This is a genomic window from Plantactinospora soyae, assembly GCF_014874095.1.
In the GTDB taxonomy this organism is placed as follows: domain Bacteria; phylum Actinomycetota; class Actinomycetes; order Mycobacteriales; family Micromonosporaceae; genus Plantactinospora; species Plantactinospora soyae.
In genome coordinates this window covers 3485252-3505824 of sequence record NZ_JADBEB010000001.1, presented here as the reverse complement: position 1 = coordinate 3505824, position 20573 = coordinate 3485252, and the positions used below count along the sequence as shown (strand labels likewise).

General features: G+C 67.4%; 19 protein-coding genes and 2 tRNA genes. 14 read left to right on the top strand and 7 right to left on the bottom strand.

The genetic code is table 11. The features are described from left to right. Positions 1-252 precede the first annotated feature (252 nt). The gene (locus tag H4W31_RS15710) at positions 253-1629 is read left to right on the top strand and encodes a helix-turn-helix domain-containing protein (RefSeq protein WP_192767337.1); all 1377 of its coding nucleotides are present in this window, start codon (positions 253-255) and stop codon (positions 1627-1629) included. Here H4W31_RS15710 and H4W31_RS15705 read toward each other — a convergent pair whose 3' ends face one another. Further along, entirely contained in the window at positions 1630-2193 is a 564-nt protein-coding gene (locus H4W31_RS15705; RefSeq protein ID WP_192767336.1) for an NUDIX hydrolase, read from the bottom strand. A 402-nt stretch (positions 2194-2595) separates the two neighbouring features. Here H4W31_RS15705 and H4W31_RS15700 point away from each other — a divergent pair, with 402 nt between their 5' ends. From H4W31_RS15700 to H4W31_RS15655, 10 genes are all read left to right on the top strand, one after another. Continuing rightward, positions 2596-3567, top strand: coding sequence for an NAD-dependent epimerase/dehydratase family protein (locus tag H4W31_RS15700; protein ID WP_225945546.1), 972 nt, complete (start codon positions 2596-2598; stop codon positions 3565-3567). Between the two features lie 21 nt (positions 3568-3588). Then, the gene (locus H4W31_RS15695) at positions 3589-4536 is read left to right on the top strand and encodes a thymidylate synthase (protein ID WP_192767335.1); all 948 of its coding nucleotides are present in this window, start codon (positions 3589-3591) and stop codon (positions 4534-4536) included. Next, positions 4533-6269: a carbamoyltransferase family protein gene (locus H4W31_RS15690; RefSeq protein ID WP_192767334.1), complete on the top strand. Its 1737-nt coding sequence runs from the start codon at positions 4533-4535 to the stop codon at positions 6267-6269. Before H4W31_RS15695 ends, H4W31_RS15690 begins: the two co-directional genes overlap by 4 nt. Next, positions 6251-7297 carry a CgeB family protein gene (locus H4W31_RS15685; RefSeq protein ID WP_318783220.1) on the top strand — a complete coding sequence of 349 codons (1047 nt, stop codon included), beginning with the start codon at positions 6251-6253 and terminating at the stop codon, positions 7295-7297. Before H4W31_RS15690 ends, H4W31_RS15685 begins: the two co-directional genes overlap by 19 nt. Before the next feature lie 51 nt (positions 7298-7348). Then, complete coding sequence (locus H4W31_RS15680) at positions 7349-7870, top strand: P-loop NTPase family protein (protein ID WP_192767333.1); 522 nt, start codon at positions 7349-7351, stop codon at positions 7868-7870. Between the two features lie 24 nt (positions 7871-7894). Next, positions 7895-8710 carry a class I SAM-dependent methyltransferase gene (locus H4W31_RS15675; RefSeq protein WP_318783219.1) on the top strand — a complete coding sequence of 272 codons (816 nt, stop codon included), beginning with the start codon at positions 7895-7897 and terminating at the stop codon, positions 8708-8710. After that, positions 8707-9444 (top strand): phosphotransferase, encoded by a 738-nt coding sequence (locus tag H4W31_RS15670; protein WP_192767332.1) that lies wholly within the window; start codon positions 8707-8709, stop codon positions 9442-9444. The genes H4W31_RS15675 and H4W31_RS15670 overlap by 4 nt, the downstream gene beginning before the upstream one ends. A gap of 23 nt (positions 9445-9467) precedes the next feature. Beyond that, entirely contained in the window at positions 9468-10118 is a 651-nt protein-coding gene (locus tag H4W31_RS15665) for a histidine phosphatase family protein (RefSeq protein WP_192767331.1), read from the top strand. Then, positions 10115-10900 (top strand): phosphotransferase enzyme family protein, encoded by a 786-nt coding sequence (locus tag H4W31_RS15660; protein WP_192767330.1) that lies wholly within the window; start codon positions 10115-10117, stop codon positions 10898-10900. Before H4W31_RS15665 ends, H4W31_RS15660 begins: the two co-directional genes overlap by 4 nt. 101 nt (positions 10901-11001) lie before the next feature. Then, complete coding sequence (locus H4W31_RS15655; protein WP_192767329.1) at positions 11002-11892, top strand: hypothetical protein; 891 nt, start codon at positions 11002-11004, stop codon at positions 11890-11892. Here H4W31_RS15655 and H4W31_RS42810 read toward each other — a convergent pair. Together H4W31_RS42810 and H4W31_RS15645 are read right to left on the bottom strand one after the other, a co-directional pair. Further along, on the bottom strand, positions 11882-12127 hold the full coding sequence (locus H4W31_RS42810; protein WP_318783218.1) for a DUF4326 domain-containing protein: 246 nt from the start codon (positions 12125-12127) through the stop codon (positions 11882-11884). The genes H4W31_RS15655 and H4W31_RS42810 overlap by 11 nt on opposite strands. A gap of 303 nt (positions 12128-12430) precedes the next feature. Then, positions 12431-14806: a hypothetical protein gene (locus H4W31_RS15645; RefSeq protein ID WP_192767328.1), complete on the bottom strand. Its 2376-nt coding sequence runs from the start codon at positions 14804-14806 to the stop codon at positions 12431-12433. Positions 14807-15359: 553 nt separating this feature from the next. Here H4W31_RS15645 and H4W31_RS15640 point away from each other — a divergent pair. Continuing rightward, on the top strand, positions 15360-15518 hold the full coding sequence (locus H4W31_RS15640; RefSeq protein WP_192767327.1) for a hypothetical protein: 159 nt from the start codon (positions 15360-15362) through the stop codon (positions 15516-15518). A gap of 52 nt (positions 15519-15570) precedes the next feature. On the opposite strand, the gene H4W31_RS15635 is transcribed toward H4W31_RS15640, so the two are convergent. After that, positions 15571-16236, bottom strand: a complete 666-nt coding sequence (locus tag H4W31_RS15635; RefSeq protein ID WP_192767326.1) for a hypothetical protein — start codon at positions 16234-16236, stop codon at positions 15571-15573. A 291-nt stretch (positions 16237-16527) separates the two neighbouring features. Further along, positions 16528-16603: transfer RNA gene (locus H4W31_RS15630), tRNA-Lys, on the bottom strand. Between the two features lie 189 nt (positions 16604-16792). On the opposite strand from H4W31_RS15630, the gene H4W31_RS15625 reads away from it, so the two are divergent. Continuing rightward, entirely contained in the window at positions 16793-18031 is a 1239-nt protein-coding gene (locus tag H4W31_RS15625; protein WP_192767325.1) for a L,D-transpeptidase, read from the top strand. Positions 18032-18203: 172 nt separating this feature from the next. Then, positions 18204-19523, top strand: coding sequence for a L,D-transpeptidase (locus H4W31_RS15620; protein WP_192767324.1), 1320 nt, complete (start codon positions 18204-18206; stop codon positions 19521-19523). Between the two features lie 181 nt (positions 19524-19704). Here the strand turns inward: H4W31_RS15620 and H4W31_RS15615 are convergent. Both H4W31_RS15615 and orn read right to left on the bottom strand, forming a co-directional pair. Further along, positions 19705-19777 (bottom strand) — tRNA-His (locus H4W31_RS15615). 135 nt (positions 19778-19912) lie between these two features. After that, a complete protein-coding gene (orn, locus tag H4W31_RS15610; RefSeq protein WP_192767323.1) occupies positions 19913-20503 on the bottom strand; it encodes an oligoribonuclease in 591 nt (196 codons plus the stop codon). Positions 20504-20573: the final 70 nt, after the last annotated feature.

The following is a 20573-nucleotide window of genomic DNA, read 5'->3' as shown; positions in this document are numbered from 1 at the left end:
AACCACCGGGAAGGGCGGCCCGACCGGTGGCAACCTCGGCGCGGACGACGATGTCCAAGGCGTCGACGGCCAGCCCACTCAGATCGGGTTCATATACGAAGCGCTCTCATTCGGACGGACATCGTCGAATCGAGCGGCAGCCGATACGTTTCGTGATCGCGTCGTCACCTTCCAGCGGGTACGGTCAAGTCACGTTGTCGCCGCCAGCCAGGCGGCAACCGGACTATCACGACCTCCGCTGAGGAGCGTGTCATGCCGCGACAGATCGTCGCCGTCGACCCGACCTTCGGGCAACGACTGAAGGAGCTACGCGAGCGGCGAGGGCTTTCGCTTCGCCGGCTCGGGCAGCAAGTCCACTGTTCACATGGATACCTATGGGACCTCGAGGCCGGCGGCAAACGGCCAAGCCTGTCCGTGGTGACCTTGCTCGACGCCGCGTTGGACGCTGGTGGGCAACTGTCCGCCCTTGTCCGGACGGTGTCAGCCGACAGCGGCGGACGGCTCGCACCGTCTGCCGAGCAGGTTGGTGTACCGGGCACCGGGCTAGAGTTCGCGCCGGACTGGCGACATGGCGTGGTGGTCGCGACGAAGCTCTGGCGGGAAGACATGCAACGGCGAGATCTGCTGGTGGGTACGGGTTTCAGCGCGGCGCTGTTCCTCACTCCGGCGCTGCGGTGGTTGACCACACGGCTTGATGAACGACCGGCCGGGGACGGGGATCGTCTCGTGGGCGCGCCGAACGTCGAGACGGTCCGACAGATCACGAACGTCTACCGAACCCTGGACAACCAGTACGGCGGTGCGCACGTTCGTGACGGGCTGGTCCGCTTCCTCAACGCCGACGTCGCCCCCATGCTGCAGGGCCGGTACGACGCCCGCACCGGTGCCGCCCTTTTCTCCGCCGCAGCGGAAGCTACCCAACTCGCCGGTTGGGCATGTTACGACGTCGGCATGCATGGCTTGGCGCAGCGGTACCTGGTCCAGGCGTTGCGACTGGCCGCGGCAGCCGGCGACCAACCGTTTGGCGCGGAGATCCTCGCGGCGATGAGCCATCAGGCGGCCTACCTGGGCGCCTCGGCGGAAGCGGTCGATCTAGCTCGTGCCGCAGGGCGCACCGCTGCCGAAGCCGGCGTGGGTGCCATCCAAGCCGAGTCCGCTGTCCTAGAGGCGCAGGGCCATGCCGTCGGGGGTGACGAGGCGGCCTGCGCGGACGCGCTTGACCGGGCCGAACGCGCCTTCGACCGTGCGGACCGCACCAGCGCTCCGCAGTGGATCGGCTACTTCGACGAGTCGTACCTGGCGGCGAAGTTCGGGCACTGCTTCTCCGCGCTCGGCCGTGGTGAACTTGCCACGCGGTTCGCAAAGCGGTCGCTGCAGATGGATGGTCGCAAGTTTGCACGAGGGCGGCAGTTCAATTTCGCCCTGTTGGCCGTCGCCCATGCCCAGTCCGGGGAGATCGAGCAGGCCGGTTCGGTGGGAGTACAGGCCGTCGAGGCGGCTGAAGGACTTGGGTCGGTCCGGTCGCGCGACTATCTCGCGGCCCTCGCGGCTCGGCTTGCGCCGCACGTCGGACTGCCTGAGGTGCGGGCGTTCTCTGAACGGGTGCGACCGGTTCTTCAGCCTGTCTAGTCAGAGACGTCCGTTCGCCTTGGCAAGCAGGACGGCGAGCAGGCCGGCGACCGACCCCGAGCCGACGATCTCCCCCGTGTGGATGCGTTGTTCCACCTCGGTCAGCGGGATCCACCCGAGCCGCTCGGTCTCGTTGACGTCGGGTGCCGCGCCGGTGGACTCGGCGCCCCGGGACAGGAAGACCAGGTTCTGCTGGTCGATGGTGCCGACCATCGGCTGGAACCCGAGAACCGGCTCCATCGTTCGCGGTCGCCAGCCGGTCTCCTCCTCGACCTCTCGGGCCGCGCACGTAGCCGGATCCTCGTCCGGGTCGAGGTAGCCGCCGGGGAGTTCCCAGACCCACCGGTCGATGACGAACCGGTGCCGCCACATCATGAGTACGCGTTCATCGTCGTCGAGGACGACGACCATGGCGGCGGGCGGTACCCGGAGTACGTACTGCTCGAACCGGACGCCGTTGGGCAACTCGACGTCGGCGATGCCGAGGACGGCGCGTCTGGTGTCGTCGACCACCCGTTCGCCGTGGATGGTCCACTCACTTGCCCGTCGAGCCTGGGTACTCATGTCCGAACCCTATCGAGGTGTCAGCTGCCTGTACTCGCCCTGCGGCGCGCCGTGTCTGCTGACGCCGGCTGACAGGCGAGGGCTTCAACCTGAAGCCGGGCAGCGACCAACCTGTTTATCGAGAGATGCGACGGTCCGCGCCGTGACGACCGGGCCGCCGGGTCTCGGGCGCGGCGGCGGCCATCGAGTCGGCTGGAGCGAGCTCGCATGACCTGCTGGCCGCCGCCCCGCCCATCATTTCGATGACCCTGGAGGACCTGTGGCAACGTATTTGCGGAACGCACGGTTCGAGGACGCGCAGCGCTTGCCCGCTCGCGTTGGCGGACCTGCCGCCAGTCCGGCAGGACCGGCAGAGGCGGCGGGCTTCTTGATCCGGCAGCAGCCTCGGACTGACGGACGCCGATGATGGCTCAGGTGCTGGTGACGGGCGCGGCCGGGTTCATCGGCTCGCATCTGGTCGACGCCCTCCTGGCCAGAGGAATCAGGGTCGTCGGCCTGGATCGTCGCCGGCTCGGCGAGCACGCCCTCGCGAACGAGAACCTGGCGAGGGCCACCGTCAGTCCGCTGTTCACGCCGTACTGCCTGGACCTGGCGACCGACCAGCTCGACGAGGCAGTGGCTGGCTGTGACACCGTCTTCCACCTCGCCGCTCGGCCTGGCGTCCGGTCATCATGGGGTCGCGAGTTCGTCGACTACACCCAGGCGAACGTCCTCGGCACCCACCGACTGATCGATGCCTGCACCCGCCGGGGCGTACGCCGGCTGGTCGTAGCCTCGTCGTCGAGCGTCTACGGCCCGGCTGACCGGTCCAGCCGCGAGGACGACCCGACCTGCCCGGTCTCCCCGTACGGGGTGAGCAAGCTCGCCGCCGAGCAACTCTGTCTCGCCTACGCCCGACGAGCCGACAGCCCGCTCAGCGTCGTCGCGTTGCGCTACTTCACCGTGTACGGGCCCCGGCAGCGACCCGACATGGCGATCGGCCGAATCCTGTTTGCTGCCTACACCGGCTTTCCGGTCACCCTGTTCGGGGACGGCAGCCAACGTCGCGAGTTCACCTTCGTCAGCGATGTCGTCTCCGCGACCCTCGCCGCCGGACACCTCGACGCCCAGGCGGTGGTGGTCAACGTCGGCGGTGGCGCGAGTGTGTCGATGCTCGCGGTGATCGACGAGGCGACCAAGGTCACCGGCCGCCAAGTGCCGGTGAAGGTCGTGACCGTCCAACCGGGCGACGTACCCGGGACCGCAGCCGACCTGACCCGCGCCGGCCGGTTGCTCGGCTACTGGCCCACCGTGGCGCTCCGCGAGGGCCTCGCCCGCCAGGCCACCTGGCTGGTCAACCTCTCCCGCGACCGACTCGCCGCCTTCACCTCCTGACCTCCGCGAAGGAGCCTGCCCATGATCGTGTTAACCGCCGGCTCGGCGAGTGAGTTGTTCACCGCCGCCTGCCAGGCCGTACTCCTCAACGGCCGGACCGCATGCCCCCGCGACCTGACCACGACCGAGGTGATCGGCGCACACCTGTGCCTGACCAACCCTCGGCGGCGGTTTGTCGACGTACCGCCTGTCCGGGTGATCAATCCCGCCTTCGCGGTCGCGGAGGCACTCTGGATCCTCTCCGGCTCCGACTCCCCATGGATCTTCGACTACAACGACAGGTTGCGGGCTTACGCCGACGACGGCGTGCTACGCGGCGCGTACGGGCCACGGCTGCGCCGGTGGGACGGCCGGCTCGACCAGCTCGACGCGGTACGACGGCAACTGCACGAGGACCCGGAGTCGCGGCGCGGGGTGATCCAGCTCTACGACCCGTCCCGGGACCATCGCGGCTACCGCGACGTGCCGTGCACCCTCGGCTACCGGTTCTTCATCCGGGACGGCCGATTGATCATGCACACCAGCATGCGTAGCCAGGACCTGTGGCTCGGCTTCCCGTACGACATCTTCACCACCACCCTGATTCAGGAGTTGATGGCCGGCTGGCTCGGCGTCGAGTTGGGCGAGTACCACCATCACGTCGACTCCCTACACCTGTACGCCGACAACTCGCAGGCAGCCACCGCCTCCCTGCACGGCACCGTAGGCACGGCGGAACTGGACCCGATCGCCGTGCCCTGGCCGGATCTCGATGTTCTCCTCCAGCGCGTGATTTCCGGCAACACCGGCTCTGGCGACGGCCCGACCTGGGACGCGTTCGGCCGGACGCTCGCCAGCTACCGTGCCTGGAAGTCGAGTGAGCGCGACCAGGCACGCAAGCTCGCCGCCGACACCCCCGATCCGCTCGGTGCCGCCCTGTCGAGCTGGTACGACCACCTCACCTCAACCACGGTCGGGGACCCGCGATGATCGCGCGACGATCCGCACGAGGCGCCGAGGTGGTACTCGGGCTCTGCGCCTACACGCACGACTCCGCCGCCGCGCTCCTGGTCAACGGCCACCTGATCGGCTTCGCCGAAGAGGAACGCCTCGACGGGGTCAAGCACAGCAAGGCGTACCCCACCAAGGCCGTCGCCTGGCTCCTCGACGAGGCCGGGTTGACCGCGAACGAGGTGACGACGGTCGCGTACAACTTCGACGGCCGCCGCTACCTGCCAGCACTCGGCCAGTTTCCCGCGCACCTGGCCCGAGCCGCGACCCGCAGCCGAGCGGTCGCCCGCTCACGCAGTTTCCTCACCGTGCACCGCCGCTACCAGGCGCGCATGCGGGACCTGGCGCGACGCTTCCCGCTCGCCCGGCTCGTCCCCGTGCTGCACCACCGCGCACACGCCCTCTACGCCTTCCTGTCCGCTGGCGTGGACGACGCGGCGGTCCTGGTCGTGGACAGTCTCGGCGAGCTGCAAACCACCACGATCTGGCACGCCGCGCACCGCGACGAGCAGACTCTTCACCTCCGCCTGGCCGCTGCCGTCAAGGACCCGGCGTCGCTCGGCTACGCGTACGGCGCCGTGACCGAACACCTCGGCTGGCGTCGCGGCGATGAGGAGGGCACCGTCATGGCGCTGGCCGCCCTCGGCGAACCCGCACGCTTCGGTGACCTGATGTCCCGCGCGATCCCGCTGACCACGGACGGCTTCGCCCTCAATCCTGGGTTGTTGCCGCTTCGGGTCCTGTCCAGCCGGTACCGCCGGACGAGCCCGGTGTTCACCTCCGCCACCTGCTCGCCTCGCCCACCGGACGCGCCGGTCGAACCGGTGCACGCCGACCTCGCCGCCGCCCTACAGGAACGCACCGAGCAGGTGATGCTGCACCTGGCCAGGCGAGCCGCCCGCCTGACCGGCTCCGGTCTGCTGTGTCTCGGCGGCGGCGTCGCGATGAATTGCGTCGCTGCCGGGCAGGTCGCCCGGGCCGGCATCGTCGACGAGGTCCACATCCCACCCGCGCCGGGAGACGCCGGTACCGCGATCGGGGCCGCCGCAGCCGCCTGGCTCGAGGCAACCCGTTGCCCACCCACCGGCATCGGCGGGCACTGCTACCTCGGCCCGGCGTACCCCGATCTGGCTCTGTCGGGCCAACCACGGCCTGGTCTTGTCGCCGAACGTCCGGCCGACCCGGTCCAGCACCTCGCTCGGCAGCTCGCCGACGGAGTGATCGTCGGACTCTTTACCGGCCGGCTGGAGGCCGGGCCACGCGCGCTGGGCAACCGGTCCATCCTCGCCTCGCCCTTCGCAAACGAGGTCGTGGATCGACTGAACGGCACAGTGAAGTTCCGCGAACCCTTCCGTCCGTTCGCCCCGGTGATCCTCGCAGACAAGGCTGCCGACTACGTCCGGCTCCGCCAGTCCTCGCCGTTCATGTCCATCGCCGCGCCGGTCACCGAGCTGACCCGGACCCACCTGCCCGCGATTGTGCACGGCAACGGCACCGCGCGGGTCCAGACCGTGACCCGCACGCAGCACCCGTTTCTCGCGAGCGTGCTGTCCGCGTTCGGCGAGATCACCGGACATCCGGTGCTGATCAACACTTCGTTGAACATCAAAGGCAGACCGATCTGCGGTACCCCGGACATGGCCCTCGATTGCCTCCTCGAGACCGGCCTGGACGCCCTGCTTATCGAGGGCTGGTGGGTGACGAAGTGCTGATCGGGTACAGCTTCTGGGGATTCCTCGGCCCCGGCGTCGTCGACACCCCCGACGGCGGACGCAGCCACCGCAGCCCCCTGGTCGACGGGCTACGCCAGGCCGGACACGACATCGTGTTCCTCCAGCCCAACCGCGACCTCTGCGACGCCGGTCTCGACCTCAGCAGCAGCTACCGGTGGGACGCCGGGATGCCCGACCTCGACGCGTTGTTCCTCGAATGGCGCTGGCCCATCCCCGGCCGCAACACCACCCCCTGCGGCCGGCCCGGACACACCTGCGACCTACACCGACAGGCCGAACTCGTCACCCACTACACCCACCGGCTCGGCACCCCGACGATCCTTTGGGACAAGGACCGGCGGCTCGACCCGGCCGACCCGCTCCGACAGAGCAGCAACGTCACCGTCTGCGAACCGGCCCTGCGCCCGAGCCCCGGCGCGACGACGCTGCTCTTCCCCATCGCCGACACGATCCTCGACGCTACCGACCCCGACAAACTCGCTGGCCAGCGTCGCTCGATGCCGCTGGTCTACGTCGGCAACCAGTACGACCGCGACGACGCCTTCGACACCTTCTTCGCCCCCGCCGCCATGCACCTGCCGCACCTGATCGCCGGCAAGTGGACCGATACCCGCCGCTGGCCCGGCCTCAACTTCATCGGCCGGGTCTCATTCCCCCAGGTCGCCGAGATCCACGCCGATGCGCTCGCCACCGTGCTGCTGCTTCCGGAGCGCTATGCCCAGGCCGGCCAGGTCACTCAACGGATCTTCGAAGCGGTCCTCGCCGGCTGCGTGCCGCTCCTGCCCACCAGCGTCCGCGGCGCCGCCGAACTCGTACCGGTGAGCCTGCACGCCAGGCAGGCCACCGACGTCCGGGACCGGGTCGGCTGGCTCGCCGAGATCGTTGCAACCAGCGACCACGCCGACCTGATCGCCGACTGCCTACGGCGCCTCGGCCCGTTCCGGCTCACCACCCAGCTCAGCGTGCTCGATCGTCTCCTGCGCCATCCGGATCCGGTGCCATCATGACCCGCCGTGTCCGCCCAACCTCGCCCCGCACCGCCCCTACTCTGGAGGACCATGGACAGGATCGCCATCATCGGCTGCGGCGGCAGCGGCAAGTCGACGGTCGCCCGGCAACTCGCCCAGATCCTCGACGCGCCTCTGACCCACCTCGACGCGACCTACTACGACGAGCAGTGGAACCCGCTGTCTCAGGACGAGTTCGCCGCCAAGCAGGAGAAACTCGTCGCAGGCGAGCGGTGGATCATCGAAGGCAACTACGCCGGCACCCTGCCGATACGGCTGGCCGCCGCCGACACCGTGATCTTTCTCGACCTTCCCGCCGCCACATGCCTCTGGGGCATCGCCCAGCGACGCCGGCGCTACCGGGGCGGCCAGCATCAAGCCGACGGAGTCTACGACCGGATCACCTGGAACTTTGTCCGGTACATCCTCGACTACCGACGTACTATGCGACCCCGGGTCCAGGACCTCATGCGGGAACACGGGCCGCACGTCCGGCTGATCTCACTAACCAGCCGCCGGCAAGCCAACCAGTTGGTCGACCGACTACGGCGACAGGCCCAGCCGATGACCTGACCCGGGCGGGACGGGAGGCGACCGGTGTCGGCTAACCCGTTCCTCGACTCCGCTCTGGTCCACGGCGACCTCTACCGAACCGGCGAACGGCTGGCGGAACGCACCCGTGCGCTGCGCGAAGCCAAGGTCGCCGGACGAGACGTCGCTGAGGTCATCGCCGACCTGCTCGCCCGGCGGACCTTGCCCGGTGCCGTGGTGCTCGACATCGGCTGCGGACGGGGTACCAGCACGCTCCGCATCGCCGCCCGTCTCCGCCCTCGACGCCTCATCGCTGTTGACGCCTCGGCCGCGCTGCTGGACACCGTCCGTGCCCGGTTGGCCGAGGCCGGAGCGGTCGGCTCGGTGATCTGCGCCGACTTTCACCACCTGCCGTTGCTCCGTGCGGTGGCCGACGCGGCGGTAGCCGCGTTCTGCCTCTACCACTCGCCGACACCGGCCGCCGCAGTCGCGGAGATCGCCCGTTGCCTCCGTCCCGGGGGTGTTGCCGTCCTGGTGACCAAGTCGCTGGACAGCTACGCCGAGCTCGACCAACTCGTCCAAGCCGCGGACCTCGACCCCGACGCAGCCCGCCGCCCGAGCCTTTACGGAAGCTTCCACAGCGGCAACCTGCTCGACATCGCCGCCAGCCACCTCGCCGTGCTCGACGTCTTGCACGAGCAACACGTCTTCGAATTCGCCGGGGTCACGCAGCTCGCCCGATACCTCGCCACGACCCCGAAGTACCGGATTCGCCCGGCCGACGGACCGGCCGACCTCGCCACGATCCTCCGGGAGCGGTTGCCGGCGCCGCCCTATCTGACCCAGTCCACCGTCAGCTACGCCCTGGCGGCGCGGCTATGAGCAGCAACCTCTTCATCAAGCGGTACGACGACGTGCGGCGCTGCTCGGCAGCGGCGGCCCACCACGACTGGCTCACCGGGCTGAAGTCCGAGGTCCGCCTCCCGCACCTGATCACGCGGGCAAGTCGACATCTGGTCTTCGAACGGCTACCGGGCCGGACACCCGAGGTAGCTGACCTGCCCCGTGTGGCGTCCACACTCGGCCGGCTGCACGACGCTGCGTACCGGAGGGAACTGCACTCCGCGTGCCTCGACCAACCTCACACCACGTCGACCGGGCTGGTGCTTCCCGACTTCGCCGGCCCCCGTCGGGAGGCGCTGCACCGTGCCGCCCGTGTCACCTGCGTCGACTTGGCCGCACTCGACGCTGTCCTGGACCGGCCTTGCCGGCCGGCGGCCTTCTACAAGGACCCGAACGTCCGCAACTACCTCGTCGAGGGAGAGAACGTCGCCGTCGTCGACTTCGACGACCTCACCCTCGCCCCGTTCGGCTACGACTTGGCCGGACTGCTCGTCACCGCTTCGATGACGTACGGCCGGCTCGACGAGCGGATCCTCACGGACTGCGTCGAGGCTTACCGGGTTGCGATCGTGCCCAACGTTTGTGAGCTGAATGAGCTGCGGCAGTACGCCGAACTGCACCACCTCTTGACGCTTCGATACCTCGGCGCCAACGGATACCAGCACCCGTGGCCCACCGTCCGGCCCTGGCCCGACCCGTTCGCGTCAACCTGACCGTCCCCGAAGGAGCCCTGCCGATGACCCCAACCACCGAACTCGTCATCGCCCGTCACGGCGAGGCCGCCTGCAACGTCACCGGAATCGTCGGCGGCGAACACGGCTGCACCGGACTGACCGACCGGGGTCGCCACCAGGTCACCCGGCTCGCTGCCCGGCTGGCCGTCGAGCACACAGCTCGACCGTACGCAATCTTCTACTCCACGCCTCGACTCCGGGTAGTCCAGACTGCCGAGATCATCAGGCAGGCCCTCCAACTGCCACCCGACGTCGAGCCGGAACTTCGCGGGCCTGACCACGGCGACGCCGACGGCCAACCGTGGGCGGACGTCAAGACCGCCTTTCAAGGTCCACCCCAACACGCTCCGGATATCCCGTACGCCAACGGCTCGGAGACGTGGAACCAGTACCTCGCGCGGGCGACCAAAGCCCTGCAGAAGATCCTCGCCCGGCACGACGGTGAACGGATCCTCATCGCCGCCCATGGCGAGACCATCGAGGCGGCCAACAATCTCCTCCTTGCACTCCCCCAAAACACCTGCCTGCGGCTCGGATTCGTCACCGATCACGCCTCGGTGACCCGATGGCAGCGACCAACCAACCGGTTCGGCCGCACCATCTGGCAACTCGCCGCCCACAACGACACCCGACACCTCCAACCTGAGCGATGACCAGCAACGATCTCCTTCAACTCTGCCGGCGTCTTCTCGACACCGACGCCGTACCGGTGGCCTGGCACCCGGGCCACGCGGGCACCCAGGTACTACGCGCCTCAACCGCCGCGCACAGGGAGGTGATCGTCAAACCACACCGCAGCCATGAACGGCACGCGCAGGAGGAGCACGCCTACCGGACCTGGGTCCTGGCCCTCGGTGACCGGGCGCCCCGCCTACTCGCGACAACCGACGAGCCGCCCGCGATTGTCATCACCGCCGTGCCCGGTGTCCCGCTCAGCCAGCTAAGACTCTCCCTCGAGGCCGAGCAGGACACCTACCGCCAGGCAGGACGGCTGCTCAAGACGCTCCACGCAGCCGGACCGCCGAGGCTGGAGCCGGACTGGACAGCCTGGCTCGCCGAACGCGCCGAGTACTGGATCCACCAAGCCGGAGACCGCGTCACGCCCAGCTACCGGGCCGAGGTACGCGCCCACATGCGAGCCCTCCAGGACCTCGCCCCGCTGCCGACCGTGCCGTGCCACCTCGACTTCATGCCCCGCAACATGATCTACGGAGACGACGGCATTGTTCGCCTGATCGACTTCGAGCACAGCCGCTACGACCTGCCCGCCCGTGACCTCGTACGCCTCGCCACCCGCATCTGGCCTCTCCGCCCCGACCTACGCGGCAGCTTCCTCGACGGATACGGCCAGCTCAGCGCACCCGACCGCGAGCTCCTGGAACACTGCGCGCCCCTTGATGCCCTGACAGCTTCGGTAACCACAACCCTCAGATGAACTCAGGCAATAGCTAGGTCGCCTCCGATGGCTAGCGCCTCATCGATTTAGATGCGAAGCTATCTATGTAACGAGAAGTGCACAGGAAGCCACATTCAGCGATGTTGGTGGTTCCGTTGGGACAACTTCCGTTGTGGGGACCGGGCGCGGATGAGAATCCGCCATCGAAGCCAGTACTGACACGACCAGCGACACTCCGCCTTTTGATCACCGTGAAGGCGGCCCCCAATCCCTCGGCCCGCTACGGGGAGACAGTCTGCGTCGGCGCGCTCGGCCTGGACACGCCCTGGACCGGCTGGATTCGGCTCTACCCGATCCACTTTCGGGATCTGGCCGACGAGAGCAAGTTCCGCAAGTACGACATCGTCCACCTCGATGCGCTGCCGGCCAGGCAGGACCAGCGTCGCGAGAGCTGGAAGCCGATCGTGGATAGCATCACCACCGAGCAGCACCTGACCAACCAGCAGTCACGCCGAAATCTTCTCGATCCACTCGTCGAAGACTCCATGTGCCGGCTCAACGAGCAGACCCGCGACGACCCGAGCGCACGATCGATCGCACTGGTTCGCGTCGCCGACATCTCGGCCTTACAGGTCAAGCGCCATCCCGGCTGGTCGGTGGAGGATCGCAAGAAGATAGCCGGCTACCTCCACCAGCTCGACCTACTGGAGCCGTCCAAGCGCAGCCCTCTTCAGGCACCGCGATTCACCGGCGCCTACCGCTACCGATGCGCAGACCGCCGTTGCCGCGGTCACCAGCAGACGCTCTGGGACTGGGAGTTCGTCGCCCTACAACGTCGTCTGAGCCAGCTCACCGACGCGGAGGCTGCCGATCAGCTGAAACACAAGTTCCTCACCCAACTCTGCTCCGCCGACCGCGACGTCGCCTTCTACGTGGGCAACCAAGCGGCAAGACCGCAATCTTTCAGCATCGGCGGCGTCTACGCACCCCGACGACCCACCCCTCGATACCGACGACGCGTCAACCGATGATCTCGGTCAGCACATCAGCGTGACAGGCATCCTCAACGCGGCACCAACACGCCAACTGCTTTCCGGCGAGTTCCCGCCGTGCCCGCTCAACGAGCGCTGGCTGCCCCACAAGCCACTGCCTATACAGGCGCAACGCCTCAACCCGATCATGACTGCGAAGACTGAACGGATTGGCCCAGGGAGAACGCCGCAACCCGAACCCCTGCCGCCCGACATAGACGGCGCCGGACGGCACCACAGGGTGGTAGAGGTCCCCCTGCACTCGAACCCGTGACCGCGCTCCCACGCGGCCAGGGTAACTGTCTACGACGGGTCCGGAAGGGATGCTCCGAATACATCGTGTGTCCCGGCCACGCCGCCCCGGTCCAACCGCTCCCGAACACCCTTCGGACACCTCGGCCACGGCACGGAGCGCGAAAAGGCCCGAACCCGGAAAGGAACCCTAGGTCAGGCCCATGATCAGTAGTACGCCGCCAGAGACTCGAGCCCCGAACCCGATAGCCCGAAACTCTGCACTGCGGTATTGGCGATTGCCTCGTCAGCGACCCCGACGCGTGGCGTCACGCCGGAACTTGGCCACGAAGGTGAAGCGGTCGGGGTCGAGGGGGCGGTTTGCGACCTCTGCCGCAGCCACCGCCTCGCTGTGCAGCTCAATCTGCTTCTCCGAGGCATGGGCGCCGGCGGGAAGCCGGCGGACAAAGCCGTGCACCGGGTGGGCACTGCGATTGGTCGGCACACCTGTCCGGCCTACACGCTGCGGTTTCATTACTTCAATGGTGGGTTGATAGCGGAGTAGGTCGGTGGGCATGTCGCCACGGCGGGCCGGGTACCATAGATCACCATAGGTGTCACGGCCACCACGTACCTGGCGGATCCGGCCTGCGGCAACGAGTGCCTTGACCGCCTTGGGGATCTCGTCTGTCATCTCGGGGGGCATGCCGAGCCTGAGGCAGTTGCGTAACAGCGCGTCCTCGGCGAGGGTTGCTGTGCCCTGTGGGCAGAGATGGCCAAGTACACGAAGTGTGCGCAGGACCCAGTTCTCCATCGAAAGGGAGAGGGCTCCTCCGCTGGGGCGTCCCCCCGGCGCCAGTTCACGCGTAACCACCAAACGATCGAACTCGTGTCGGAACTCGATGCCGTCGATCCGTTCCGGTTGACGCAGCGGCTTAGTTGCTGCGGTGAGAGTTGTGCCATCCGTACGCCAGATGAAGGTGACAAGCAGCCCTGACCGTAGAGACTTAGGCCACCGAACACGGCTTAGCTCCCACCGTCCCGCAAGGCAGCGCAACGTCACCCGCTGCGGAGGCAGTGCGCTGCCGGCGTGCTCGAAGTACAGACGCAGCTGTCGGACCTCATCCGGTGGCAGCACCGTCCCCTCAGGTAGTGGGCATCGACCGCGGGCCACGTCGTCGCGGGTAACGGCCACCTGCCACATCGCCTTGACTGGGCCAACGCGGATTCGGTCGCTGCCGGGCGCCCATCGCACGTGAGAGGTCTGGTCGGGTGTCAGCAACCGGGGCGCCGGAAGCCTGCTTGCGGACGGCCTCGGAGCGGGTCGAGCGAGCGGGTTCGGCACCTTCCTTGGCGCTGCGGTCACGACCGGCCGAGGAGGTGGAGCGGACAACAAAGCCTGCAAGCGGGCCAGGATCACCGGCACGCACTCCGCGCACGATTCGCCGCGCGCGGCGATCGGACAGCTGGCCGTGTGCGCGACGCAAATGTCGCGGGTCGGTACCGCAAGGCGCGGCTCGTTGCGTACCACGATGTTCGCAGCCTGGACAAGCCGAGCCGCTCTTTCCCGGCGTGTACTTGACCCCTGGAACATCCGGTGTACCCGGTGCTTCAGGTTCTGCAGCCGCAGTGTCGCCATCGTCTCCATGGCACAGGCCATAGCGTACGCGTCTATCTCCGTCGTCGGTTGCCGCAGCCCGTTACGCTCCTCTATAGGGGTCTTGGCAAGCTTCTTCGCGACGCGGCGGCGCTCCTGGTTGAGTAGTTTCACAACATCGTTGGCGTAGGCCGCCCACCGTTCCAGAATCGATGGGTGGGATAGGGCCGCCAGGGATGGCTCGGGTTCGCGGGCCATCCTCACGAGGTGCTGCTTGAAAGACTTAGTACTGAGTCGTCGCAGGTCACGCACTTCCGGCGGTATTGAGGGATTATCTTTCTGCCGCAGGACGCTCAGCCATTCCCAGAGCGTTACGGCTGGCATGTCAAGGTCCCTTAGCATCACCCCCTGTTCCGCTAGAACCTTAGTCAACGCATCGCGAAACTCTGCGGTGCGTAGCCTCGACAGCACCAGGGCAGGTAGCGGGTCCTGAACGCGCTCAGTCGATCCGAAAACAGTACGTTCTTCCTCCTGGCGGCGGCCCCGTTCGGTGATGACCGCCCGGAGTTCCTGGTCGAGCAGCGCGCGTACGCGGCCGCGGTCGGCGTTGACATCTTCTTCACCGGGGGACGCCTCGCGGTCGATGAGCGCGTAGGCGTACCTGAGAGCCGCAGGGTAGACGACCTCGCTAGAGTATTTGGCAACCAGCCCATCCTCTTCAAGAGTCAGCTCCCGACCAGCAGCGCGCGCGATCAAGACATCGACGAGCTCCCGAAGACCTCGGGTCAGCCGCTGTGGGGCCGATGACTGGGGCAGCCCGAGCGGTGCCCGCTCCGGCTCGCCGTTGTCCGCTGGGTTGTCAGAATGTCCAGGATTCTCTGCGGTTATGGCAAAGCGGTAGCACTCGCCGCAGGTCGGTTCCGACCAGTCGCGCCCGCTTACGGCAACAAGCTGTGTGGTCTTCTCCATGCCGCAGGCAGCACAGACGTACCGAACTGGAGCCCTCAACCGAAACTGCTGCCACCGGCCGTAAACCGGCAGCATCACGCTGATCTGCCAACCCGAAGGCGGGATCGTCGCAGCCACATTGGCAACATAACGGCGATCTTGGGTTGGATCACTCCTCCGGTCATCCGATAGTCGGTGGCCGCCAGTATGATTGCCGTCAACCTATTGCGCCTGGGCTGCGGGCATTTTCTCGCCGACGCACCGAAAACCGTTTCATCTCCCGCACAGGTCGGCCGCTCTGACGCAGCCGTCGGAGACCACTCCCGGAACCGCACTTCGGGACGTGATCAGCGAGGCCATTGCGAACTCGAACGACCCTGCTTGCCGACGAGCGCTGCACCCAGGCCGCCAAGGCGCCGCGCCAGGTCATCGGGCCGGCCGCTGCCGGACTGGGGCTGGAAAGCCCGGGCGTACTGCAGATACGCCAACGCCGGGCGGTCCCCGTCATCGGTGGAGACTTCCGCGAGGCGCTGCCCGAGTTCGACGCGCTCCTCGGGGCGTTCGCCCGGGCGAGAGGCCGAACAACGGCGAGGCGATGGCCTGCCTCCGGCGGCCGGCCCACTGGCGTGCCAACCTCAGCCACTCCATTACCCCACTACGTCAGTTCCGCCAGATCCCAGCCCAGGTACGCATGATCGAGGGCGATGCCTCCTGTATCGCTCCGGCGTTGCGCCGCGGCATCGCCATGTTGCTGCTCGCCGAGCGGGACGTCGAGCAAGCAGAGGCCGAACTGGTCTCGCTGCACGAAGGTCTCCTGGTGCTGTACGGGCCGGACCGGAGGAAATCATGAGATCGGCGATGTCGTGACCCGACTCCGGTTTGCCAGGAGACGTGACGCAGCATCAAGCGTGGCGACGTCCGATGAGCGCCAGCTCAGTGATCTTGGTTGCCATCGGAAAGCCGTCACACAGAGGGCTGCGACCCTCGCCTTCGACAAGGCGGGTCAGCTCCGCGACGAACTCGGCCTGAAGCTCGGCGGGTGTGGCCGCCCAGGTCTCCTTGACCAAGTTGAAGTATCCCTCGTAAGTGAGCGGGGTCGACGGACCACGCCCGCCCCGGCTCCGAGAATCACCTACGGCCGCATTGTCGAAGACCGGAAAAATCCGGGGAAGAAGGAAGTGGCAGAACTTCGACGGGAACACCGGAGACCTCGACTTCGTCGGCTTCAGCCGCGCGACCACTTCGGGGAACGCCCGCACCTGCTCCCAGGTGACGCCGGTGATGTCCAGGTCCTTCACCGGCGCGCATGCCTGATGCCACGCGCCGCCCAGGTGTTCCCGGTTAGCAACAAGCAGAGCGGTCACGGCGGCCTTAGAGAGCGGTCGCACCGCCCTCCACCTGCTCAACCGTCGAAGGAAGTTCGGCCACCAGTCGTCCAGAAATTCTCCATCCGGGTTCAGAGCGGCCAGCTCCACGTAGGCATTGTTGTGGAAGTCGTTCGGCCAACTCGTCTTCGTCTGCCACCACCGGACACCGGCAGCGAACTCTTCCCTGTCGATCGGTTGCACCCGCGCATGGTATGACCGGACTGCAAGCATCGATGCAAGACGAATAACGGCGGATCGAGCCATCCACACAAGCCCGGCCAGCGTCGGTGATGCTCCGTGGTTAGCTCCGACCAGGTGCACCCGCAACGAACGTCGTGGCGGCCCGCCGACGTCCACGAGCCCGGCGCCGGGTACCGACATCGTCGACCCAGTCCAACGGCTCCCGAGCACCCGTCGAGCGCCCCCGGGCACGCCGGCGGCAATGAAAAAGGCCCGGACCCAGGTGGATACCCAGGTCAGGGCCTACTTCAGTGGTGCGCCGCCAGGGACTCGAACCCCGAACCCGCGGATTAAGAGTCCGCTGCTCTGCCAGTTGAGCTAGCGGCGCTCGCTGACAACGGGAGAAACCCTAACACGGGCTGACGAGGCTCCTCCAACCAGTTACCCAGCTGCCCGCACCAACCCACCGGATGCGACAAATCGCCATATTCCGCCCACTAGTCTAGATGTCCGGGGTCAAAAGTGTGGCGGTGATAGGGCACGATGTCCCCCGGGATTCGAGTGGACCGAGGTGGGGATGGGCAGGAACACGCGCAGCTGGGCGATGATCGTCGCGCTGGCGGTCGTCGCGCCATTGGGTCTGGCAGCCTGCGGCGGCGACGGAGGCGAGAAACCGCAGTTCGGGAACGGTAGCGGTACCAGCGCCGGAGCGACCGCGACGCCGACACCAGCGGCCGAGCCGCTCGCCTTCAGCATCACACCGGCCAGCGGCGCGAAGAAGCAACCGGTCAGCGCCGAGATCGGCACCAAGATCACTGGTGGAAAGATCACCAGCGTCAGCCTGACCGCCGCCGGCGTGGGCACGGTCAAGGGCGCCATGCGGGAGGACGGCTCCTCCTGGGTACCGGCCGCACCGCTGAAGTACTCGAAGACGTACACCGCCAAGGTGACCGCGACCACGGCGAGCGGGCAGAGCGAGACCAAGACGACCTCCTTCACCACGATGGCGAAGCCGAGGTCGGTCATCGGTTCCGGGCTCTACCTCTTCGACGACAAGACGTACGGCGTGGCCATGCCGGTGGTGGTGGAGTTCTCGCCGGGCATCACCAAGAAGGACCGGGCCAAGGTGCAGAACCGGATGTTCGTCAACTCGAACCCGCCGCAGCCGGGCGCCTGGCACTGGGTCTCGAACGGCACCCAGGCCTACTACCGGGCGCCCGAGTACTGGCAGCCGGGCACCACGCTCACCGTACGGATCGGCCTGGAGGGCATTCCGCTGAGCAACGGTCGGTACGGCAACGTCGACCGGAAGGCCACCTCGAAGATCGGCAGCAAGTTCGAGATGAAGGTCGACAACAAGACCAAGAAGATGACCGTCTTCGAGAACGACAAGCTGGTCCGGACCATCCCGGTGAGCCTCGGCAAGAAGGCCACCCCGTCGTCGAGCGGCAAGATGGTGGTGATGGAGAAGAAGTCCTCCACCGTCTTCGACACCCGGGACGACCCGGACCCGTCGAACCGCTACGTCACCGAAATCGACTTTGCCCAGCGGCTGACCTGGGGCGGGGAGTACATCCACGCCGCTCCGTGGTCCGTCGGCGACCAGGGCCGGCGCAACGTCTCGCACGGCTGCGTGAACGTCTCCACCCCGAACGCGCGCTGGCTGTTCGAGAAGACCAAGGCCGGCGACCCGGTGACGATCACCGGCACCGAACGGAAGCTGGAGGCCGGCAACGGCTGGACCGCCTGGAACCAGTCCTGGACAGAGTTCATCAAGGGCAGCGCCCTACCGGTCCCGGCCGACCTGGGCACCTGACGACAAACCGATCGTGCCGACAATTGTTGAACTAACCGGCTAAATCGGCCCAGTCCGATGGTGTTCTCCGGCACGGCAGGAAACCAAAAACGTGCCGACGAGCGTCATTGGGAGAGGATGACCCGTAGGGACCGAGTCGGATGGCCGTGGGAACCAGCACTGTGAGGGAATCATGCGAGCAGGCCGAAATCAGTTGATACGTCGTACGACCGGCTTGGCGCTGGCGTCGCGGCGGCGGCCCACGCCGCTCCGGGCCTTCGCCTCGGTCCTGCTCGCCGGTGCCCTCGCGCTCACCGCGACCGCGTGCACCAGCGGCGGCGACAAGGGCGGCGGTCCGTCCTTCCAGGGCGGCAGCGAGGCCGGGGACCAGCCGAAGGCCACCGCCGCGATCACCGCCCCGGCCGCGGACGCGAAGGACGTGCCGGCGTCGACGGAGATCTCGTTCAACAGCAAGGACGCCGTCGAGACCACCGTCGTGGTGAAGAACGCGGCCGGCGCGGCGGTCAAGGGCACGCTCAGCGCCGCCGGGACCTGGCTCCCGGACAACGCGCTCGAATACGGTACGACGTACAGCGCGACCGTGACGGCGACCGGCGACGACGGCAAGCCGGCGACGGTGACCAGCAATTTCACCACCATGGCCAAGCCCGGCAAGCAGATCCGGGTGACCAGCTTCCTCGGCGACGGCCAGACGGTCGGCGTCGGTATGCCGTTGATCGTGAAGTTCAACCAGCCGATTCCGAAGGACTTCCGGGACGACGTGCAGCGCCGGATGACCGTGCGGGCGACTCCGGCCCAGGAGGGGATCTGGCACTGGGTCAGCCCGACCGAGGTGCGGTACCGCCCGAAGACGTACTGGAAGGCGAACACCAAGATCTTCTACAAGATCCAGGCGGGTGGCCTGCCGATGGGCGGCGGCTGGTACGGCCGTTCCGACCTCACCGTCGACCTCAAGGTCGGGCCGGCGGTGGTGATGACCGTCGACAACAAGAACAAGAAGATGACGGTCAAGAAGGACGGCAAGGTCATCAAGACCATCCCGATCAGCCTGGGCAAGAAGAGCACCCCGTCGTCCAGCGGCACGATGGTGGTCATCGAGAAGCTCAAGAAGACCGTCTTCGACACCATGGACGACCCGAACCCGGCCAACCGCTACGTCACCGACATCGAGTACGCCCAGCGGCTCACCTGGGGTGGCGAGTTCATCCACGCCGCGCCGTGGTCCGTCGCCTCCCAGGGGCGTACCAACGTCTCGCACGGCTGCGTCAACATGTCCACCGCGAACGCCAGCTGGCTGTTCAACCAGACCCGGGTCGGCGACCCGATCGTGGTCAAGGGCACCGAACGCAAGCTGGAGAACGGCAACGGCTGGACCGACTGGAACATGAGCTGGGGCGACTACGTCAAGGGCAGTGCGATTCCGCCGGAGGCCGCCTCGCCCGAGGCCACCACCGTGCCGTCGACCGAGCCGACCGCCACCACCGCGGGCTGAGCCAGCAGGAGCCGGGAGCACGACACCAGGCAGGCCGGTGACGGCCCCAGCGCCACGCTGGGACCCGTAGTAGCCCCGGTCTGCCTGGAGGATCGCGCGACGCCCCGGAACGCCCCTGAAAACGAGCAAAGCCCCCTCGGACTGAGGGGGCTTGCTGATGGATCAGGAGATCCACGACAAGGGTGACTGACGGGATTTGAACCCGCGACACCCGGGACCACAACCCGGTGCTCTGCCAACTGAGCTACAGCCACCATGTTCACTTGATCTGGAACATGCGCCCTGTCCGGATCATCCGACCCGGCCGGTGCGACGACCAATGATAGCCACACCCCTACCCCCGCCGTCGACCGGGTTGCGGACCCGTACGGACGGACCGCCCGCCCGGCTCAGAGTTCGGCGGCGATGGCCTTGGCGGCGTCGACGTCCGGCCCCGGCAGCGGAACGAAGAGGGTTCGCCGGTAGTACTCCAGCTCCCGGATGCTCTCCCGGACATCGGCCAGCGCCCGGTGGGCCAGTCCCTTGGCCGGTTGGCCGAAGTAGACCCGGGGGTACCAGCGGCGACACAGCTCCTTGATCGAGGAGACGTCGATCATGCGGTAGTGCAGGTGGGTGTCCAGCCGTGGCATGTCCCGGGCCAGAAAGCCCCGGTCGGTGGCGATGGAGTTGCCACACAGGGGCGCGGTCCGGGGATCCTTGACGAACGACGTGACGTAGTCCATGACGAGGTCCTCCGCCTCGCCCAGGGTCACCGTCGAGCGGCGCGCCTCCTCGGTCAGGCCCGACCGTAGGTGCATCGCCTGGACAATCTCCGGCATGTCCGCCAGAGCCTGGTCGTCGGCATGGATCACGACATCCACGCCCTCACCGAGCACATTGAGATCCCGGTCGGTAACCAGCGCCGCGACCTCGATCAGCGCATCCTTGCCGAGGTCGAGCCCGGTCATCTCACAGTCGACCCAGACGAGAAGATCAGCCACGCGCCCAGACTACGCGTAGCCCGGCAACCCGCGCCTCAACGCTGCGGACAGAACGGCCCGCTAGGGTTTT

Coding starts and splice junctions, on each gene's coding strand:
- H4W31_RS15710 (WP_192767337.1), top strand. CDS start 253: ATGCCGCGACAGATCGTCGCCGTCGACCCGACCTTCGGGCAACGACTG.
- H4W31_RS15705 (WP_192767336.1), bottom strand. CDS start 2,193: ATGAGTACCCAGGCTCGACGGGCAAGTGAGTGGACCATCCACGGCGAA.
- H4W31_RS15700 (WP_225945546.1), top strand. CDS start 2,596: ATGATGGCTCAGGTGCTGGTGACGGGCGCGGCCGGGTTCATCGGCTCG.
- H4W31_RS15695 (WP_192767335.1), top strand. CDS start 3,589: ATGATCGTGTTAACCGCCGGCTCGGCGAGTGAGTTGTTCACCGCCGCC.
- H4W31_RS15690 (WP_192767334.1), top strand. CDS start 4,533: ATGATCGCGCGACGATCCGCACGAGGCGCCGAGGTGGTACTCGGGCTC.
- H4W31_RS15680 (WP_192767333.1), top strand. CDS start 7,349: ATGGACAGGATCGCCATCATCGGCTGCGGCGGCAGCGGCAAGTCGACG.
- H4W31_RS15670 (WP_192767332.1), top strand. CDS start 8,707: ATGAGCAGCAACCTCTTCATCAAGCGGTACGACGACGTGCGGCGCTGC.
- H4W31_RS15665 (WP_192767331.1), top strand. CDS start 9,468: ATGACCCCAACCACCGAACTCGTCATCGCCCGTCACGGCGAGGCCGCC.
- H4W31_RS15660 (WP_192767330.1), top strand. CDS start 10,115: ATGACCAGCAACGATCTCCTTCAACTCTGCCGGCGTCTTCTCGACACC.
- H4W31_RS15655 (WP_192767329.1), top strand. CDS start 11,002: ATGTTGGTGGTTCCGTTGGGACAACTTCCGTTGTGGGGACCGGGCGCG.
- H4W31_RS15640 (WP_192767327.1), top strand. CDS start 15,360: ATGATCGAGGGCGATGCCTCCTGTATCGCTCCGGCGTTGCGCCGCGGC.
- H4W31_RS15625 (WP_192767325.1), top strand. CDS start 16,793: ATGGGCAGGAACACGCGCAGCTGGGCGATGATCGTCGCGCTGGCGGTC.
- H4W31_RS15620 (WP_192767324.1), top strand. CDS start 18,204: ATGCGAGCAGGCCGAAATCAGTTGATACGTCGTACGACCGGCTTGGCG.